Origin of the sequence: Kribbella pratensis (genome assembly GCF_004366075.1) — a bacterium.
In the GTDB taxonomy this organism is placed as follows: Bacteria; Actinomycetota; Actinomycetes; order Propionibacteriales; family Kribbellaceae; genus Kribbella; species Kribbella pratensis.
In genome coordinates this window covers 1,418,116-1,433,227 of sequence record NZ_SODU01000003.1, presented here as the reverse complement: position 1 = coordinate 1,433,227, position 15,112 = coordinate 1,418,116, and the positions used below count along the sequence as shown (strand labels likewise).

Genomic DNA, 15,112 nt, shown 5'->3' with positions numbered 1-15,112 from the left:
GATAACGATTCGTGCCTACTCGAAGACTTTGACGACCTTCCCGGCCTTGGTGTACGCCGCAACCTTCGGGAACGTGCCCTGCTTGTACTTGGCCGCGGTCTTCCAGGTGAACGCGAACCAGCCGCCCTCGCCGACCGGGACCTGGTAGATCGGACCGTTCCCGATCCGCAGGCGGACCGCGGCGGCGTCCTTCGAGGCGACCCGGCCCCAGCCGGTCATCCCCCAGCCGCTGCAGGCCCCGGCCTTGCAGGGGCCGCCGCCACCCCCGGCGGCGTACATGTCGGTGCGAGCGGACTTGTCGGCCGGGTTCAGCACCGGGTCGCTACTGGTGAGGTTGGTCAGCGTCGCGAACGTCGTATTGCCCTCGAGGCCGGTCCTGAACGGGACGTCCGTGCGCAACGCGCACTCCATGACCTTGTGCCCGGTGGGGGAGATCGCGACCACCTCGGCCTGACCGAGCGTCTTCGACTCGTCGGACGCCACGACCTGCCAGCCGGTCACGTCCACCCACGCCAGTACGGAACAGTTGCGGAGCTTGCCGGCGGTGCTCTTCGGCATCGGATCCTTGTCCGCCGCCGCGATCAGGTCGGCCGACGGCCTGTCCCCGCCGGGAACGATGCACAGGTTGCGCTTCTCGCCGATCTTGATGTCGTACATCGCCACGTGGCCGGACCGGGCGCCCTTGGTGCCCCGGAGCTTCCGTTTCTCGGTCGGGTTCCGCAGATCGCAGCGGCGCTGTGCCTCGTCCATGGTGATCCGCTGGTCGGCGCCGGCCTCGCCGCGCGGCACACCTGGTACCGAACTGAACTGCTCAGGTGGGTTCTTCGCGACCCCCGGCTGGTTGTCGGCCGAGCTCAGGCTGGGCAGCAGGCTCGCGCCGACCGCGATCACCGCGACACCGGCGACCGCCCCGCCCGCGCCGATCAGTTTGCGACGCCGCCTTCCGCGGCGGCCGCGCTCCAGCATCCGGGTCGTGTCCAGCGGGTCCATCGCCTCCGACTCGGCGAGCCGGTGGAGTTCGGCGCTGACCTCTTGTACGTCTTCCATCTCGTTCTCCTTCACAGCGCCCGGCTCACCCGCCGCTGGTCAATGGCTCGTCGGAGAGTGTCGAGACCACGTGCCGCCTGGCTCTTCACGGTGCCTGTGGAACAGCCGAGGATCTCCGCGGTCTGCTCGACGGACAGGTCCTCGTAGTAGCGCAGTACGACGCACGCCCGCTGCCGCGGCCCGAGCGACCGAAGTGCCGCCAGCACCTCGTCCCGCTCGGCATGCCCCGCCGCGAAGTCGTCGTACCCGACCTGGTCCGGTACGTCGGCGATCGTCACCTCCCGCCGCCACGGCCGGCGTTTCCCGTCGTACGCCGCGTTCACCACCATCCGGCGCGCGTAGGCGAACGGGTTGCTCACCCGCCGTACTTTCGGCCAGGCCAGGTACAGCTTGTACAGCGCGTCCTGGACGACGTCGTCCGCCCGGTGCCGATCCCCCGACACCAGGAACGCCGTCCGCCGCAGGGCCGCCCCCGCCCCTTCGACGAACTCGACGAACTCCCGGTCCCGCTCCACCATCCGAGCCTCCACTCTCCATCTCCCCCTCAAGACGAAAAGCCCGCCACCTCAGGTTGCACCCGTCAGCCGGAGAGGTGGGCGACGTTTTGCCACGCGGGGTCGGGGGTGGTGGTGAGGGTTACCTTGCCGTGGGGCCAGCCGGTGGTGGCGGCTTGTAGTTGGGCGTCGGCAGGGGTGGTGCCGTCGACGTAGTAGTGCAGGATGCGGGTGCCGGCGGAGGTCTCGTGGGCCAGCAGGTTGCCGGAGCCGCCCAGGCGGTCGGTGAGGTGGTCCTCGAACGCCCGGAGCTCGTCGAGCATCTCGGACTCGGGAAGCCCGTCCTCACGCACCACGGGATAGTGGATCGCGACAGCGACATGCGTATCGAGATGCGGCCGCCGGATCGACCGCAACGGGTACTCAGCCGTCGCGATCACCCGCTGACCGTCGCGCGTACCCTCCAGCATCTTCCACGCCGGACTGCCGTCCTCGAGCGTGTGCTCGGCAGCAAACCCGGCCACCGCAGGCAGCAGCTCCATCACCGGTACGGCGTCGGCAGGCGCGGCGGGCAGCGTGTCGATCGCACCGACCCACGTCTCCACCATCTCCTCGCCGAGCACCAGATCGAGGATCAGGAACGTCACCCGTCGCTGCACGTCCACCGACAACGACGAGAAGACAGGATGGTGTACGCCGACATGCACCGAAGCCGAATCCGGCTCGATCGACACCACCGACTCGTCGACCGCGACCGGCGGGAGCCCCTCGAACTGGATCGTCACCGCGGGCCCGGGGCGGCGCAGGTCGGCGTACTCCCAGACGTGATCCGACGGCGGCGCGGCCCGCAGCCAGCGGCGAGCGACCGCGCGCTGCGCCGGGTTGCCGGCGGCGGTGACGATGAGCGCGTGCTGGGCGTGCAGGCCGGGGCCGAGCTCCCACTCCAGGTCCGGGTGGATGCGGGCGACCCGCTCGTTCAGTTCCGCGTTCGCGTCGGTCGGCTCCCGGCGGGCGATCGCGTCCGCGACGCTCGTCGCGCCGGCGCTCGACCACCAGGACCAGAACGCGCCGATCGGATCGGCCTCCACGGCGTTCCGGCGGCGACGCTTGAAGATGGGCATGGCCGCATCCTCTCCCAACCAGGGGTGCGACGATGGACACCGTCGGCAATGGGTGGCTTGAGGAGGAACACGGAGTGCTTCGGCGAATCCTGCTGGGCGTGTCCCGCAGCTCCCAGATCAAGAAGGCTGTGTCGTCACTGCCGGTGTCCAGTGGCATCGTCGCGCGGTTCGTCGCCGGTGAGACCGCTCCGGAGGCGGTCCTGGCCACCGAGAAGCTGGTCAGCAACGGGCTGAACGTCACCCTCGACCACCTTGGTGAGAACGTCACCGACCGCGCCGCGGCGTCCGCGACCGCCAACGCGTACCTCGACCTGCTGCGGAAGCTCTCCGCCGCCGGCCTGACGAAGCACGCCGAGGTCTCGGTGAAGCTGTCCGCCGTCGGCCAGGCGCTCCCGGGCGACGGCGAGAAGATCGCACTGGAGAACGCGCGGACCATCTGCCTCGCCGCCCGCAACGCGGGTACGACGGTGACACTCGACATGGAGGACCACACCACGACCGACTCCACCCTGGGGATCCTGCGCGAGCTGCGCCAGGACTTCCCGGAGACGGGTGCGGTCCTGCAGGCCTACCTCCGTCGTACCGAGTCCGACTGCCGCGACCTCGCGTACGCCGGCTCCCGCGTCCGCCTGTGCAAGGGCGCCTACAAGGAGCCCGAGTCGGTCGCGTTCCAGGAGAAGCGCCAGGTCGACAAGGGCTACGTCCGCGCCATGAAGGTCCTGATGAACGGCGACGGCTACCCGATGATCGCGTCGCACGACCCGCGGCTGATCTCGATCGCGGGTGCGCTGGCCGACCGCGCGAACCGCAAACCGGGCAGCTACGAGTACCAGATGCTGTTCGGCATCCGCCCCGAGGAGCAGCTCCGCCTGGCCGGCCTGGGCCACACGGTCCGCATCTACATCCCGTACGGCGAGGACTGGTACGGCTACCTGGTACGACGCCTCGCCGAGCGCCCCGCCAACCTGCAGTTCTTCGCCCGCTCCTTGATCAGCAAGAAGTAGAAAGGGCCGACCCGGCTAACCTGTGGTCATGAGTAACAAGGTGGCCGTTCTCGGGGCCGGAGTGATGGGGGAGACGTTGCTGTCCGGGCTGATCAGGGCCGGACGGCGACCGGAGGACCTCCTGATCACCGAGCGCCGGGAGGAACGTGCCGCCGAGCTCCGTGAGCGGTATGGCGTCGACGTCGTGTCCAATGTGGAGGCGGCGAAGCAGGCGGACACGCTCGTCCTGGTCGTGAAGCCGCAGGACATGGGCGATCTGCTCGCCGAGATCGCCCCGGCGGTGCAGCCGTCGCAGACCGTTGTCTCGCTCGCGGCCGGTATCACCACGAGCTTCGTCGAGTCGCGGCTGCCTGAAGGGGTTGCCGTCGTACGCGTCATGCCGAACACGCCCGCCCTGGTCGACGAGGGCATGGCGGCGATCTCTCGCGGTGCGCACTGCGACGAGAGCCACCTCGAGCTGGCCGAGAGCCTCCTCGCCGCGACCGGTCGCGTGATCCGGGTCCCGGAGAAGCAGCAGGACGCGGTGACCGCGATCTCCGGCTCCGGTCCGGCGTACCTGTTCTTCGTCGTCGAGGCGATGATCGAGGCCGGCGTCCACATGGGCCTGCCGCGCGGTACGGCGACCGAACTCGTCGTACAGACCGTGGTCGGATCCGCGAAGCTGCTGCGCGAGACCGGCGAACACCCGACGGTACTGCGGGAGCGTGTGACGTCCCCGGGCGGTACGACGGCCGCCGCGGTCCGCGAACTCGAGGACCACAAGGTCCGCGCCGCGTTCCTGTCCGCGATCGAGGCCGCCCGCAACCGTTCACGGGACCTGGCTGCCGAATAACACTCGCCGCAACCGATCGCGGCGACCTGGCGGCCGAATAACACCTGTCGCGTGGGTGGCGTTATGGTTGGGCGCCGAGGTTTCCTGCCATGTTCGAGGGATATGAGTCCGCCCATGGGTAATGGTTCGGTCGAGCCGGCGACGACGCATGCGCAGCATGAGGATCGGCCTGCGCAGCTTCAGGAACGCGCGGTGCCGCCGCTGCCGTGGCGCGTGCCGCTGGACCCGGCGCCGTGGTGGGCCTGGGCCTTGTTCGTGCTGCCGTTCGTCGTCGTACCGGCCCTGAACTCGTGGCTGTGGATGGGTGCCCGCGACATGCTCGCGGTCGGTCTGCTGACGATCATCGGAGCGTCGGTCGTCCGCGTCGCCGGCGGCGTCGTGCTGTACCGCGTCGAGCTGTTCCCCAGCGGCCTGAAGGCCCGCACCAGCATGCTGATCCGCAGCCTCGCCTGGCAGGACGTCGGCAAGATCGAGGTCGGCGACGACAACGTCGTACTCACCCGCGGCCCGGACGAACACGAGATCAACGGCATCCCCACGGACCGCACCGCCGAGGTCGCCGCCGTGATGGAGGTGCTGCGCGAGCAGTCCTTCGAGGTCAAGGTCCAGCGCCACCGCCCACGCCCCGGCATCGGCACCCTCCTCGTCCTGCTCTACGTCGTCCTGTCCATCGGCGCCTTCCTGCTCCGCTGGCACATAGTCATCTGAGTCATCTGACCCACGGCCCTTCGCCCGCGATCCGGTCGACGGTCACCCGGGCGATCACGCCGGTGTCCCAGATCCCTTCGCCGAAGGGGAATTCCGGCAGCCCGAGGTAACGCTGCGTCTCGCGGTCCATCAACGCCTTGTACTCGCGCGGAATCCCCGGCCCTTCGAGTTTCGCCGTACCGCGGATCGTCAGGTACTGCGTGACGCCGCGCGAGCTCACCTGGTCGTCCTGGACCAGCAGCGTCACTCGCGGATCACGGAACAGGTTGCGGGTCTTGCGGTGCGGCGCCTGGAGGCCGATCAGGAGGTCGTCGCCGTCGCGCTCGGCCCACACGAGCGATGCCTGCGGCGACCCGTCCGGGTCGATCGTGATAATCGTGATGTCCTTGGGCTCGTCGAAGAGCCGATGAGTGCTCTCGGGAAGGTTCATGGAGCAGACGCTAGACAGCGCCGTGGGAACCTCTGAGTACCCTGAGCGCTGTGCATGGTGTTGAACCTGGCGACGTCTTTCTGGCCGACTGCCCGGCCCGTCTCGCGGTCGAGGTGATCGCGGACAAATGGGCCGTCGTCGTCCTGTGGGGTCTCAACGACCACGCCCGCCGGCACTCGGAGCTGATCGAGCTGATCGGCGGGATCTCGAAGAAGGTCCTCACCCAGACACTCCGCCGGTTGCAGGCGAACGGCCTGGTCACACGGACCGACCACGGCGGTGTCCCACCCCGCGTCGAATACGCCCTGACCGACCTCGGCCGCACCCTGATGGGCCCCATCCGCATGCTCACAGAGTGGGCAGAGCAGAACGGCGAGGCAGTCCTCGCCGCCCAAGAATCCCCGTAACCCCCACCTCGTCCTCCGGACGACGAACGTAGGGTCGGGTCATGGACTTTTCTTTGTGGCCGGCGGCGTCACGGACCTGGCAGGGTGTGCTCGAAGGTGCTGAGTACGCCGAGCGGACCGGATGGCACGGCGTGTGGATCGCTGACCATTTCATGCAGAACGGGGACGATCTGAGCGTCCCGGTCAACGAGGTACTGGCGCTGATCGCGGGAGTCGTCGCGCGCACTCAGCGGGTTCGGGTCGGCTCGATGGTGCTCGGGAACACGTACCGGCATCCGGCCGTGGTCGCGAACGCTGCCGCGACGATCGACCAGATGGCGAACGGCCGGTTCGTGCTGGGAATCGGCGCCGGCTGGCAGGTCAACGAGCACGAGGCGTACGGCATCGAACTGCCGCCGATCGGCCCGCGCCTGAAGCGTTTCGAGGAGGCCTGCCAGGTGATCAAGGGCCTGCTCACCCGGGAGCGGACGACGTTCGACGGCAAGTACTACCAGCTCACCGACGCGCCCTGTGAACCGAAGCCGGCCAATCTGCCGATCCTGATCGGCGCCGCGGGCGAAAAGGTTGCCCTCGGCATCGTCGCGAAGTACGCCGACGAGTGGAACCACTGGGGACGTCCGGAGCTGGCCGCGCAGAAGGGCGAGGTCTTCGCGAAGCACTGCGAGCGCGTGGGGCGCGATCCGTTGACGGTACGGCGTTCCGCGCAGACGTTCCTGGAGGTCGTCGTAACGGGCGACACCGAGGCGATCGAACGCAAGGAGCGCCTGGAGAGCCGGGGTGCGCACGTGATCATGGGGTCGGCGCAGGAGGTGCTCGACGTGGTCGCGCAGTACCCGGCAGCCGGGATCGACGAGCTGCTGGTGCCGGACGCGTTCCTCGGCGACGGCAACCGGCGCTTCGAGGCCTTGGAACGGTTGCGCGAAGAGGTTCTAGCCAAGATCTAGGGTCGCGACCACCGGCCAGTGGTCGCTGGGCAGCCGCCCGTCCGGGCGGTAGTGCGAGACGGCCGCGTCGGTCACGGTCCACGTCGAGGTGACGAGGATGTGGTCGATGCGGTCGTCGTCGACGGCGCCGGTGAAGTCGTGCCAACTGCCGCCGGCCTCGATCGGTACGGCGATCCGCAGACCGGAATCCACCAGCGTCTTCACCGGGGGAGAGTCCGGGGTCGAGTTCAGGTCGCCCATCACGATCCACGGGATCGATCCGCTGATCCAGCGCGCGATCAGCCGCGACGACTGCAGTTGCGCGACCTCGCCCGCGTGGTCGTAGTGCGCGTTGACAACGCCGACCGTCGTACCGTTGCGATGCCGCAGCCAGACCAGGGTCGCGACCCGGGTCAGGTCGGCGTCCCACCCGATCGATCCCGGCGTCCCCGGGTCGTCGGACAGCCAGCGCGTTTCCTGCCGCTCGACCCGCCAGTCGCCGGGCCGGACCAGGACGGTCGCGTGCTCACCCGCGTTCATGCCGTCGTCCCGGCCGGCGCCGACGATCTCGTACTTCGGGAACCGCCAGCGCAGGTACTCGAGCTGGTCGGGCAGCGCTTCCTGCAGCCCGACCACGTCCGCGTCCAGCTGTTCGATCGCCGCCACCGCCGCCTTCCGCCGTACCGGCCAGGCGTTCTCGCCGTCGGGTGCGGAGGAGTTGCGGATGTTGAACGTGGCGGCGCGGATCTTCATGGAGTAGATCCTGCCAAACCCATCGCCCGGGTCGCCGCCTGGAGCCGGGGAGTGCTCGCCTCGAGCGCCCGGTCGCGCCCTTGGGCGAGCAGGTTCTCGATCGCTCCCGGGTCGGTCGTGAGTCGCGCGTACTCCTTCTGCAGCGGCTCGATGACGGCCAGGACCGCGTCCGCGACGTCCTGCTTCAGCGCGCCGTACGACGCATAGGCCTTCGCGAGCTCGACCGGGTCGCCCTCGGTGCACGCCGCGAGGATCTCCAGCAGGTTGGTGATGCCCGGCTTGTTCGCCTCGTCGTGCCGGACCTCGTTGTCCGAATCCGTCACGGCGCGCATGATCTGGCGGCGGATCACGTCCGGCGGGTCGAGCAGCCGGATCGTCCCGATCGCGTCGTCGGCGTCCGACTTGCTCATCTTCGCGGTCGGGTTCTGCAGGTCCTTCACCCGCGTCGCCAGCGCCGCCTTGTTGAGCTGCGGTACGACGAACGTGTCGCCGTACTCGCGGTTGAACCGGATCGCGATGTCCCGGGCCAGCTCGACGTGCTGGTCCTGGTCGCCGCCGACCGGGACCCGTTCCGCGCCGTACAGCAGGATGTCCGCGGCCATCAGGCACGGGTACGTGAACAGCGAGGCCCGCGTCATCGGGCGGCCGTTGCCCTTCTCCTTGTACTGGATCATCCGTGACAGCTCACCGACGTACGACGTGCACTCCAGCAGGTACGCGAGCTGGGCGTGCGTGGGTACGTCGGACTGGATGAAGACCGTGCCCTCGGGGACACCGGCCGCGAGCATCAGCGTCGCGAACTCGCGGGTCAGCGTGGCGAGTCTTCGGGGATCGTGCCGGGTCGTCATCGCGTGCAGGTTCGCGACGAAGTAGAACCCGTCCGGGTCGGTGAACCGGCGCAGCGCGCCGAGGTGGTTTCCCAGCGTCAGACGGCCGGACGGGGTGATGCCGGAAAGCGAGGTCATGATCGTGCCCTTTCGGTGTGTGGAGCCCCACCGAGGACATAAGCGGCGTTTAACCAAAAACGAGGCCGCCTCGGCGAGACGGCCTCGTGGATGCGTGCGAACACGCCGGGTGGACCGCCCTAGGCGGCCCACCACAGCTGCAAGTTCGTGTTCACGCTCCGAGGATAGCTCATCGCTGCGTCAGCGACTGGACGATCAGCTCGTTGCGGGCGTCCTGGCCCAGCGGCACCGTCGGGTGTACGCCGTCGCGCAGGTAGTTGAGCAGCCGGTACGGCTTGACCCAGAGCCATTCGGCCCAGCGGATGATCCGCAGGTTCGGGTACTTCTCCTGCTGGTCGTACAGCTGCATGTTGAGCCACGAGCTGTTGCGCTGGTCGGCGAGCTGCACGGTCGAGGTCACGCTCTTGCGGACGACCTGGATGTTGACCCAGTACAGCGTCCGGTTCGGGCCGACGATGCTGATCGCCCGTGCGACCTGGGCCGCGAATTTCGGCGGGTCGAAGATGTCGTTGGACCCGCTCGCCATCAGGATCCGCCGCGGCAGGCCGTACGTCGACGCCCACTGCTGCAGCGCGTCGACCGCGCCGGACGTGGGCCGGCTGGACCAGTTGTGCACGGCCAGCGGACTGCCGTCCCGGCCCTGGAGCCTGATTGCCAGCGCTTTGCCGTCCTGCACGGAGATGCTGTCGCCGAACATGAAGACGCCGTTGACGTCCTTGGTGTGCTGGATCTGCGCCGGCGTGGAGATCGCGCGTTGGGCGCCGGCCCAGGAGCCGAGCACGCCGGAGCCGTACGGTCCGGTGGACGACGACGTCGTCACCGCGAACTCCGTGGAATCGGCCGAGGCGGTGGACGCCGGGGTGGCGGATGCGGTTTCGGTTGAGGCGGCGACCGTGGCGGCAGCCGCAGCGGCGGCTCCTGCCGTGAAGATCTGCCGCCGGTTGGGTTTCATTTGCCTCACCGGAGAACTGTGGCCGCCGGCGCCCGTACTCGCAAGTCCGAATCTCACTGTCCGCAGTCGGCCGGCGGCACAATCGGGCCAGAAATTGCGGATTTTCCGTCAGTCGCTGCAAATTCTGTAACGCTTTGCAGTCCGCCGCCGATGAATCGACTGTTGGTCCACTGACGGGCCGGCGCGACCGGGGAGGGGTGTCGCGCCGCCCGTTTAGTTGTGCCCAGGTTCCGTCGAGCCGGTCGTCAGCTCCTCGATCAGCGGCCCGGCGACTGCCATCAGCTCCGCCGGCGACGCGTCCAGGCCGTCCAGCCGCACCAGGTGCCGCGAGATCACCAGCCCGAGCGTCAACGCGCCGATCACGCCGGATCGCACCAACGCGTCGTCCCCGGACAACTGCGCCGCAACCTGCTGCTGCTGCGCCGCCATCGCGGCCCGAACCTCTTCAGCCGCTTCCGGATGGGTGAACATCGCGCGCAGTGCGGCGAGTGCCGCCGTCGGCTCGTCGGCGAGTTTCTCGGTCAGAGCGGCGATGAGTTGTTCCGCGATCTGCTCCGGTGAGCCTTCGATCGGACCGTCCGCGGGGATCGCGGCCGCCTGCGCGAACAGCTTCTCCTTCGAGCCGAAGTACCGCATCACCAGCCCGGGATCGCTGCCGGCGCGGGTCGCGATCGCGCGGATCGTGGTCCGGTCGAAGCCCTGCTCACCGAACAGTTGCCGGGCCGCGGTCAGGATCCGGGTCTCCGTCCGCCGCCGCTGTTCCACCCTGGTCACCACGGCCCTCAGTCTACGCATGTTGACCCAACGCCGGATGCCGGTCTACCTTTCAGTCAACACATGTAGACCGAATGAGGAGTACCGATGATCCGGACGATCGTGCTGGCCTTCCTGGCCGGCCTGATGGGCACCAACGGCATCCCGCACTTCGTCAGCGGCATCACCGCCCGCGAGTACCCGAACCTGACCGGCAACTCGGCCATCAACAACGCGGTCGGCGGCCTGGCGGCGTTCGCGATCGCCGGTGCCCTCCTTGCCCTGGCGCAGGTCGGCGATCACCCCCGCGCGGCCCTGATCGCGGGCTCCCTGGGAGTCGTCGGGATGACCGTCTTCCATGCCCGGCGAGGCGCTTACCGGATGAGCACCCGCTTCGGGAAACCCCTACCGGAGTCCTGAAGGTTAAGGTCAAGGGCATGAGTGGTGAGGCGTTGCTGGTCTTCGACGACGGGTTGACGGCGTACGACTTCGGCCGTGGGCACCCGATGAGTCCGATCCGGGTGGAGCTGACCATCAAGCTCGCCCGGGAGTTCGGCGTCCTCGACCAGCTCAAGGTCGTGCCTGCCCCGACCGCCGACGATGCGCTGCTCGAGACCGTGCACACCGCGGAGTACGTCGCAGCGGTCAAGCACGCGGGCGAGAACCCCGACGACGCCGATCCCGCGCACGGACTCGGTACGTCGGACACGTACTGCTTCCCGAACATGCACGAGGTCTCCGCGCGGATCGCCGGCGCCTCGGTCGAGGCGGCCCGATCGGTCTGGGAGGGCGACGTACTGCACGCCGCGAACGTCGCCGGTGGCCTGCACCACGCAATGCCCAACCAAGCCAGCGGCTTCTGTGTCTACAACGACCCGGCGATCGCGATCCAGTGGCTTCTCGACCACGGCGCCGAGCGGGTCGCGTACGTCGACGTCGACGTTCACCACGGGGACGGCGTACAGACCGTCTTCTACAACGACCCGCGCGTCCTCACCGTCAGCCTCCACGAGTCGCCGACCACGCTGTTCCCGGGCACCGGGAGCGCCGGCGAGACGGGCGGACCGGGCGCCGAGGGTACGTCGGTCAACGTCGCTCTCCCGCCCGGGACCGGGGATGCGGGCTGGCTGCGGGCTTTCCATGCGGTCGTCCCCGATGTCGTGAAGGCGTTCCGTCCGAGCGTCCTGGTCACGCAGCACGGGTGCGACTCGCACGTCGAGGATCCGCTGGCGCACTTGACGAAGACGATCGACGGGCAGCGAGCGGCGTACCTGGCCTTGCATCAACTCGCGCACGAGGTGGCCGACGGGAAATGGGTCGCCACCGGCGGCGGCGGGTACGCGATCATCGACGTCGTACCGCGGGCCTGGACGCATCTACTGGCGATCGTGGCCGGCCACCCGATCGACCCCGCCGCGCTGGTGCCGGAGGCCTGGCGTGAGGAGGTCCAACTGCGGTTCGGCCGGGTCGCGCCGGTGCGCATGACGGACGGCCGCGACGCGTCGTACGTCGACTGGTCGAGCGGCTACAACCCCGACACCTGGCTCGACCGCGCCATCAAGGCCACCCGCGACGCCAGCTTTCCTTTGTTAGGCCTTGACCCGACCTACTGAGTCCCACGAGTCCCCCTCTTTCCCATTCGTACCAACAGCCACTACGCTCGTGCCATGCACGGACGGAGGTGCCGGAGGGGAAGCCGGCGCACGATCCGTGCTGGAAGTGCGGTGCGCAATGGCATCAAAGAAGTCCGGTGGTGAGCAGCCGCTCGCCGAGGTGAAGTTCCTGACCGTGGCGGAAGTCGCCACGGCCATGCGCGTGTCCAAGATGACGGTGTACCGCTTGGTGCACTCCGGTGAGCTGCCCGCGGTGCGGGTGGGTCGTTCGTTCCGGGTGTCGGAGGACGCCGTGCACGACTACCTCAAGGGCGCCTTCTTCCAGGCCGGATAACCACGAGAAGCCGGAGGGGCCGGATCCGATCAGGACCGGCCCCTTCGTCATGTCCCAGGCCTGTTCAGCGCCCGGAGCGCCTTCGCTGCTTGTGCGACGGTCTCGTCCGGCACGCCGGCCCACAGCTCGTGGTGGGCGGCCGAGCTCGCCTTCACGGCCTGCTCCGCCAGGCTGATGCCCTCCGGAGTCAGGCGGATCTGCGTCCCACGCCCGTCGTCCGGATCCGATTCGCGGACGGCCAGGCCGCGGCGGACCAGCTGATTCGTCACGTTGCTGGTCCCGCCCGACGACAGCAGCAGGCTCCGGACCAGGTCCGACGGCTTCTGGCGGTACGGCGCACCGGACCGGCGCAGCGAGACGAGTACGTCGAACTCGGCCATGGTCAGCTCCAGGTCGCGCAGCACCCGCCGCGTCGCAGCGTTCAGCTCGCCGGCCAGCAGCATGATCCGCTTCGTCAGCTCGCTGGTCGGATACAGCACCTCGGGCAGCTCCTGCTCCCAGGACGAGATCAGCCGGTCCACAGGGTCGTCGGTCACGGTTGACAGCCTATCTGCCTTTGATGATAGCTTTCTTCAAAGCTTTCTACTGAGGGAGATCGACGTGAGGCTGTTGCTCAAGGGCGGGACGGTGATCGACACCTTCCCGGAGGTCGTCGTACGGCGCGACACCGACGTACTGATCGAGGACGGGCGGATCGCGGCCGTCGGGGCCGGGCTGACCGCGGACGCCGAGGTGATCGACGCGGGGGAGCGGATCGTGCTGCCCGGGTTCGTCGACACGCATCGGCACCTGTGGCAGACCGCGTTACGCGGGATCACCCTCGACGCGGGTCTCGGGGTGTACTTCGAGCGGGTGCTGGGCGGCTACGGGTCGAGGTTTCGCGCGGCAGATGTCGCGGCCGGCAACCTTGTCGGCGCGCTGGAGTGCTTGGACGCGGGCATCACCACGGTCCAGGACTACTCCCACGTCCAACGTTCCCCGGAGCAGGCCGACGCGGCGCTGGACGCGTTGGAACACAGCGGGATCCGGGCCGTCTTCGGGTACGGTCCCTCACCGCTCGGTGGTGGCGCGGTCGATGCCGGGGAGATGCGCCGGATCATGGCGCGCCGGTCCGAGCGGCTCGAGTTGGCGGTCGCGGCGATCGGGCCGGCGTACGCGCCGTTCGAGACGGTCCGCGAGGACTGGGAGCTGGCCGACTCGCTCGGGGTGCCGGTGGTCGTCCACGTCAGCAGCACGGCGCAGGCCCCCGACCCGATCACGCGGTTGCGGGATGCCGGGCTCGCGCGGCCGAACACGTTGTACGTGCACGGCAACAACCTGCCCGACTCCGAGCTGAAGGTGATCGCCGAAACCGGCGCGGCCGTTTCGGTCACGCCGACGGTCGAGTCGCGGATGGAGATGGGCTCTCCGTTGTCCGGTCGGCTCCGCGAGGCCGGGATTCCCTTCAGCCTCGGGATCGATGTCGTGACCACGGCCGGCGGCGACATGTTCCGGGCGATGCACGAGGTGCTTTCCCTTGGCTACCAGGCATTCACGGCCGCGGAGGTGCTGCAGCTGGCGACGTACGGCGGAGCTCGAGCGCTCGGGTTGCCCGACGTGGGGTCGCTCGCCGTCGGCAACAAGGCCGACGTCGTGCTGCTCCGCAGTACGGACGTCAACCTGGTCGGCGGTCTGCACGACCCCGTCGCCACCGTGGTGACCGCCGCACATCCGGGGAACGTGGACACGGTCCTGGTCGGAGGCGCGGTGGTCAAACGCGACGGTCGACTCGTGAGCCCGTTGCTCCCGGCGGCCCTCGCCGACCTCGCCGAGTCGACCGCCTACCTCACCGGAGCCGCCTAGCGGCCGAAGAGTTGCCGGCATCTTTCTAGCGGCTGAGAGCTGACCGCCTGCCCGCAGCTGTCTAACGGCTGAGGAGCTTGCGGATGGCTGTGGTGATTTCGGGTGGGTTCTGCTCTGCCATGAAGTGTCCGGAGGTGGTGGTTTGATGATGGAGATCGGGGGCCCAGGTCTTCCAGCGGGCCGCGGCGTCGAAGCCGAGCGCGGCGCCCCAGTCCTGCTGGATCACCGTCACCGGCATCCGCAGCTTGTTGCCCTGGGCAAGATCCTCCTCGTCGTGGGTGACGTCGACGGTCGCCGAGGCGCGGTAGTCCGCGACGATCGACGGCACCGCGAGCCGGCAGGCCTCCAGGTACGCCGCGCGGACGTCGGAGGGGATCGCCGCGGGATCGTTCGTCCACAGGTCGAGGAAGTACCCGAAGAACTCGTCCGAGCTGGCGGCGATCATCCGCTCAGGCAAGCCGGCGGGCTGCGCCATGAGGTACAAGTGGAATCCGACGGCTGCGGTGGTCCCGTGCATCACGTCCCACATGTCGAGCGTCGGCAAGACGTCCAGGCACATCAGGTGCGTGACCACGTCCGGGTGATCGAGACCAGCACGGAACGCGACCAACGCACCCCGATCGTGCCCGACCAAAGCGAACTGCGAATGCCCCAACGCAGCCGCCACCGCGACAACGTCCGCAGCCATGCTCCGTTTCGAATACCCCTCGGCCGGCTTGTCGCTCGCGCCGTAGCCCCGAAGATCCGGACAGATCACGGTGTGATCCACCGCCAACTCAGCCGCAACCCGCCGCCACATCAGATGCGTCTGCGGAAACCCGTGCAACAACACCACCGGAGTGCCCGAGCCGCCGACAGCAACATTCAGCACCACACCATCCGTACCCGGCACCCGCCGGTAGTCAAAGCCTTCAATCTCCATGTCGCCCAGCCT

At 68.7% G+C, this 15,112-nt stretch carries 19 protein-coding genes; 9 read left to right on the top strand and 10 right to left on the bottom strand.

Annotation, left to right across the window (positions count from 1 at the left end; genetic code table 11):
- Positions 1 to 15: 15 nt before the first annotated feature.
- The 3 genes from EV137_RS40825 to EV137_RS31125 all read right to left on the bottom strand — a co-directional run bounded on the left by EV137_RS40825 (position 16) and on the right by EV137_RS31125 (position 2,662).
- Positions 16 to 1,047 (bottom strand): hypothetical protein, encoded by a 1,032-nt coding sequence (locus EV137_RS40825; protein ID WP_166680058.1) that lies wholly within the window; start codon positions 1,045 to 1,047, stop codon positions 16 to 18.
- Positions 1,048 to 1,058: 11 nt separating this feature from the next.
- Positions 1,059 to 1,565: a SigE family RNA polymerase sigma factor gene (locus EV137_RS31130; RefSeq protein ID WP_134131740.1), complete on the bottom strand. Its 507-nt coding sequence runs from the start codon at positions 1,563 to 1,565 to the stop codon at positions 1,059 to 1,061.
- A 62-nt stretch (positions 1,566 to 1,627) separates the two neighbouring features.
- Entirely contained in the window at positions 1,628 to 2,662 is a 1,035-nt protein-coding gene (locus EV137_RS31125; protein ID WP_134007871.1) for a DUF695 domain-containing protein, read from the bottom strand.
- A gap of 74 nt (positions 2,663 to 2,736) precedes the next feature.
- Between EV137_RS31125 and EV137_RS31120 the strand changes: the two genes are divergently transcribed.
- The 3 genes from EV137_RS31120 to EV137_RS31110 all read left to right on the top strand — a co-directional run bounded on the left by EV137_RS31120 (position 2,737) and on the right by EV137_RS31110 (position 5,206).
- Positions 2,737 to 3,666, top strand: a complete 930-nt coding sequence (locus EV137_RS31120; protein WP_134131739.1) for a proline dehydrogenase family protein — start codon at positions 2,737 to 2,739, stop codon at positions 3,664 to 3,666.
- A 28-nt stretch (positions 3,667 to 3,694) separates the two neighbouring features.
- The gene (gene proC / locus EV137_RS31115; RefSeq protein ID WP_134007875.1) at positions 3,695 to 4,498 is read left to right on the top strand and encodes a pyrroline-5-carboxylate reductase; all 804 of its coding nucleotides are present in this window, start codon (positions 3,695 to 3,697) and stop codon (positions 4,496 to 4,498) included.
- Between the two features lie 114 nt (positions 4,499 to 4,612).
- Positions 4,613 to 5,206: a hypothetical protein gene (locus EV137_RS31110; RefSeq protein ID WP_238175660.1), complete on the top strand. Its 594-nt coding sequence runs from the start codon at positions 4,613 to 4,615 to the stop codon at positions 5,204 to 5,206.
- Position 5,207: 1 nt separating this feature from the next.
- Here EV137_RS31110 and EV137_RS31105 read toward each other — a convergent pair whose 3' ends face one another.
- Positions 5,208 to 5,636 (bottom strand): TIGR03618 family F420-dependent PPOX class oxidoreductase, encoded by a 429-nt coding sequence (locus EV137_RS31105; protein WP_134131737.1) that lies wholly within the window; start codon positions 5,634 to 5,636, stop codon positions 5,208 to 5,210.
- Positions 5,637 to 5,686: 50 nt separating this feature from the next.
- Between EV137_RS31105 and EV137_RS31100 the strand changes: the two genes are divergently transcribed.
- Complete coding sequence (locus tag EV137_RS31100; RefSeq protein WP_133789668.1) at positions 5,687 to 6,043, top strand: winged helix-turn-helix transcriptional regulator; 357 nt, start codon at positions 5,687 to 5,689, stop codon at positions 6,041 to 6,043.
- Between the two features lie 41 nt (positions 6,044 to 6,084).
- Entirely contained in the window at positions 6,085 to 6,987 is a 903-nt protein-coding gene (locus tag EV137_RS31095; RefSeq protein ID WP_134131736.1) for an LLM class flavin-dependent oxidoreductase, read from the top strand.
- Here EV137_RS31095 and EV137_RS31090 read toward each other — a convergent pair.
- The 4 genes from EV137_RS31090 to EV137_RS31075 all read right to left on the bottom strand — a co-directional run bounded on the left by EV137_RS31090 (position 6,973) and on the right by EV137_RS31075 (position 10,413).
- A complete protein-coding gene (locus EV137_RS31090) occupies positions 6,973 to 7,719 on the bottom strand; it encodes an endonuclease/exonuclease/phosphatase family protein (RefSeq protein WP_134131735.1) in 747 nt (248 codons plus the stop codon). The genes EV137_RS31095 and EV137_RS31090 overlap by 15 nt on opposite strands.
- The gene (gene trpS, locus EV137_RS31085) at positions 7,716 to 8,684 is read right to left on the bottom strand and encodes a tryptophan--tRNA ligase (RefSeq protein WP_134007885.1); all 969 of its coding nucleotides are present in this window, start codon (positions 8,682 to 8,684) and stop codon (positions 7,716 to 7,718) included. Before trpS ends, EV137_RS31090 begins: the two co-directional genes overlap by 4 nt.
- A gap of 169 nt (positions 8,685 to 8,853) precedes the next feature.
- On the bottom strand, positions 8,854 to 9,636 hold the full coding sequence (locus EV137_RS31080) for an SGNH/GDSL hydrolase family protein (RefSeq protein WP_134131734.1): 783 nt from the start codon (positions 9,634 to 9,636) through the stop codon (positions 8,854 to 8,856).
- A 213-nt stretch (positions 9,637 to 9,849) separates the two neighbouring features.
- Positions 9,850 to 10,413 (bottom strand): TetR/AcrR family transcriptional regulator, encoded by a 564-nt coding sequence (locus EV137_RS31075; RefSeq protein WP_238175659.1) that lies wholly within the window; start codon positions 10,411 to 10,413, stop codon positions 9,850 to 9,852.
- 84 nt (positions 10,414 to 10,497) lie between these two features.
- Here EV137_RS31075 and EV137_RS31070 point away from each other — a divergent pair, with 84 nt between their 5' ends.
- The 3 genes from EV137_RS31070 to EV137_RS31060 all read left to right on the top strand — a co-directional run bounded on the left by EV137_RS31070 (position 10,498) and on the right by EV137_RS31060 (position 12,336).
- On the top strand, positions 10,498 to 10,809 hold the full coding sequence (locus EV137_RS31070; protein ID WP_134007891.1) for a hypothetical protein: 312 nt from the start codon (positions 10,498 to 10,500) through the stop codon (positions 10,807 to 10,809).
- 17 nt (positions 10,810 to 10,826) lie between these two features.
- Entirely contained in the window at positions 10,827 to 12,002 is a 1,176-nt protein-coding gene (locus EV137_RS31065; protein WP_134131732.1) for an acetoin utilization protein AcuC, read from the top strand.
- A 118-nt stretch (positions 12,003 to 12,120) separates the two neighbouring features.
- Entirely contained in the window at positions 12,121 to 12,336 is a 216-nt protein-coding gene (locus tag EV137_RS31060; protein ID WP_012923942.1) for a helix-turn-helix domain-containing protein, read from the top strand.
- Positions 12,337 to 12,383: 47 nt separating this feature from the next.
- Here the strand turns inward: EV137_RS31060 and EV137_RS31055 are convergent, their stop codons facing one another.
- A complete protein-coding gene (locus EV137_RS31055) occupies positions 12,384 to 12,872 on the bottom strand; it encodes a MarR family winged helix-turn-helix transcriptional regulator (protein WP_134007895.1) in 489 nt (162 codons plus the stop codon).
- Positions 12,873 to 12,936: 64 nt separating this feature from the next.
- On the opposite strand from EV137_RS31055, the gene EV137_RS31050 reads away from it, so the two are divergent.
- The gene (locus EV137_RS31050; RefSeq protein ID WP_238175658.1) at positions 12,937 to 14,178 is read left to right on the top strand and encodes an amidohydrolase family protein; all 1,242 of its coding nucleotides are present in this window, start codon (positions 12,937 to 12,939) and stop codon (positions 14,176 to 14,178) included.
- Between the two features lie 61 nt (positions 14,179 to 14,239).
- On the opposite strand, the gene EV137_RS31045 is transcribed toward EV137_RS31050, so the two are convergent.
- Positions 14,240 to 15,100 (bottom strand): alpha/beta fold hydrolase, encoded by an 861-nt coding sequence (locus tag EV137_RS31045; RefSeq protein WP_134131731.1) that lies wholly within the window; start codon positions 15,098 to 15,100, stop codon positions 14,240 to 14,242.
- Positions 15,101 to 15,112: the final 12 nt, after the last annotated feature.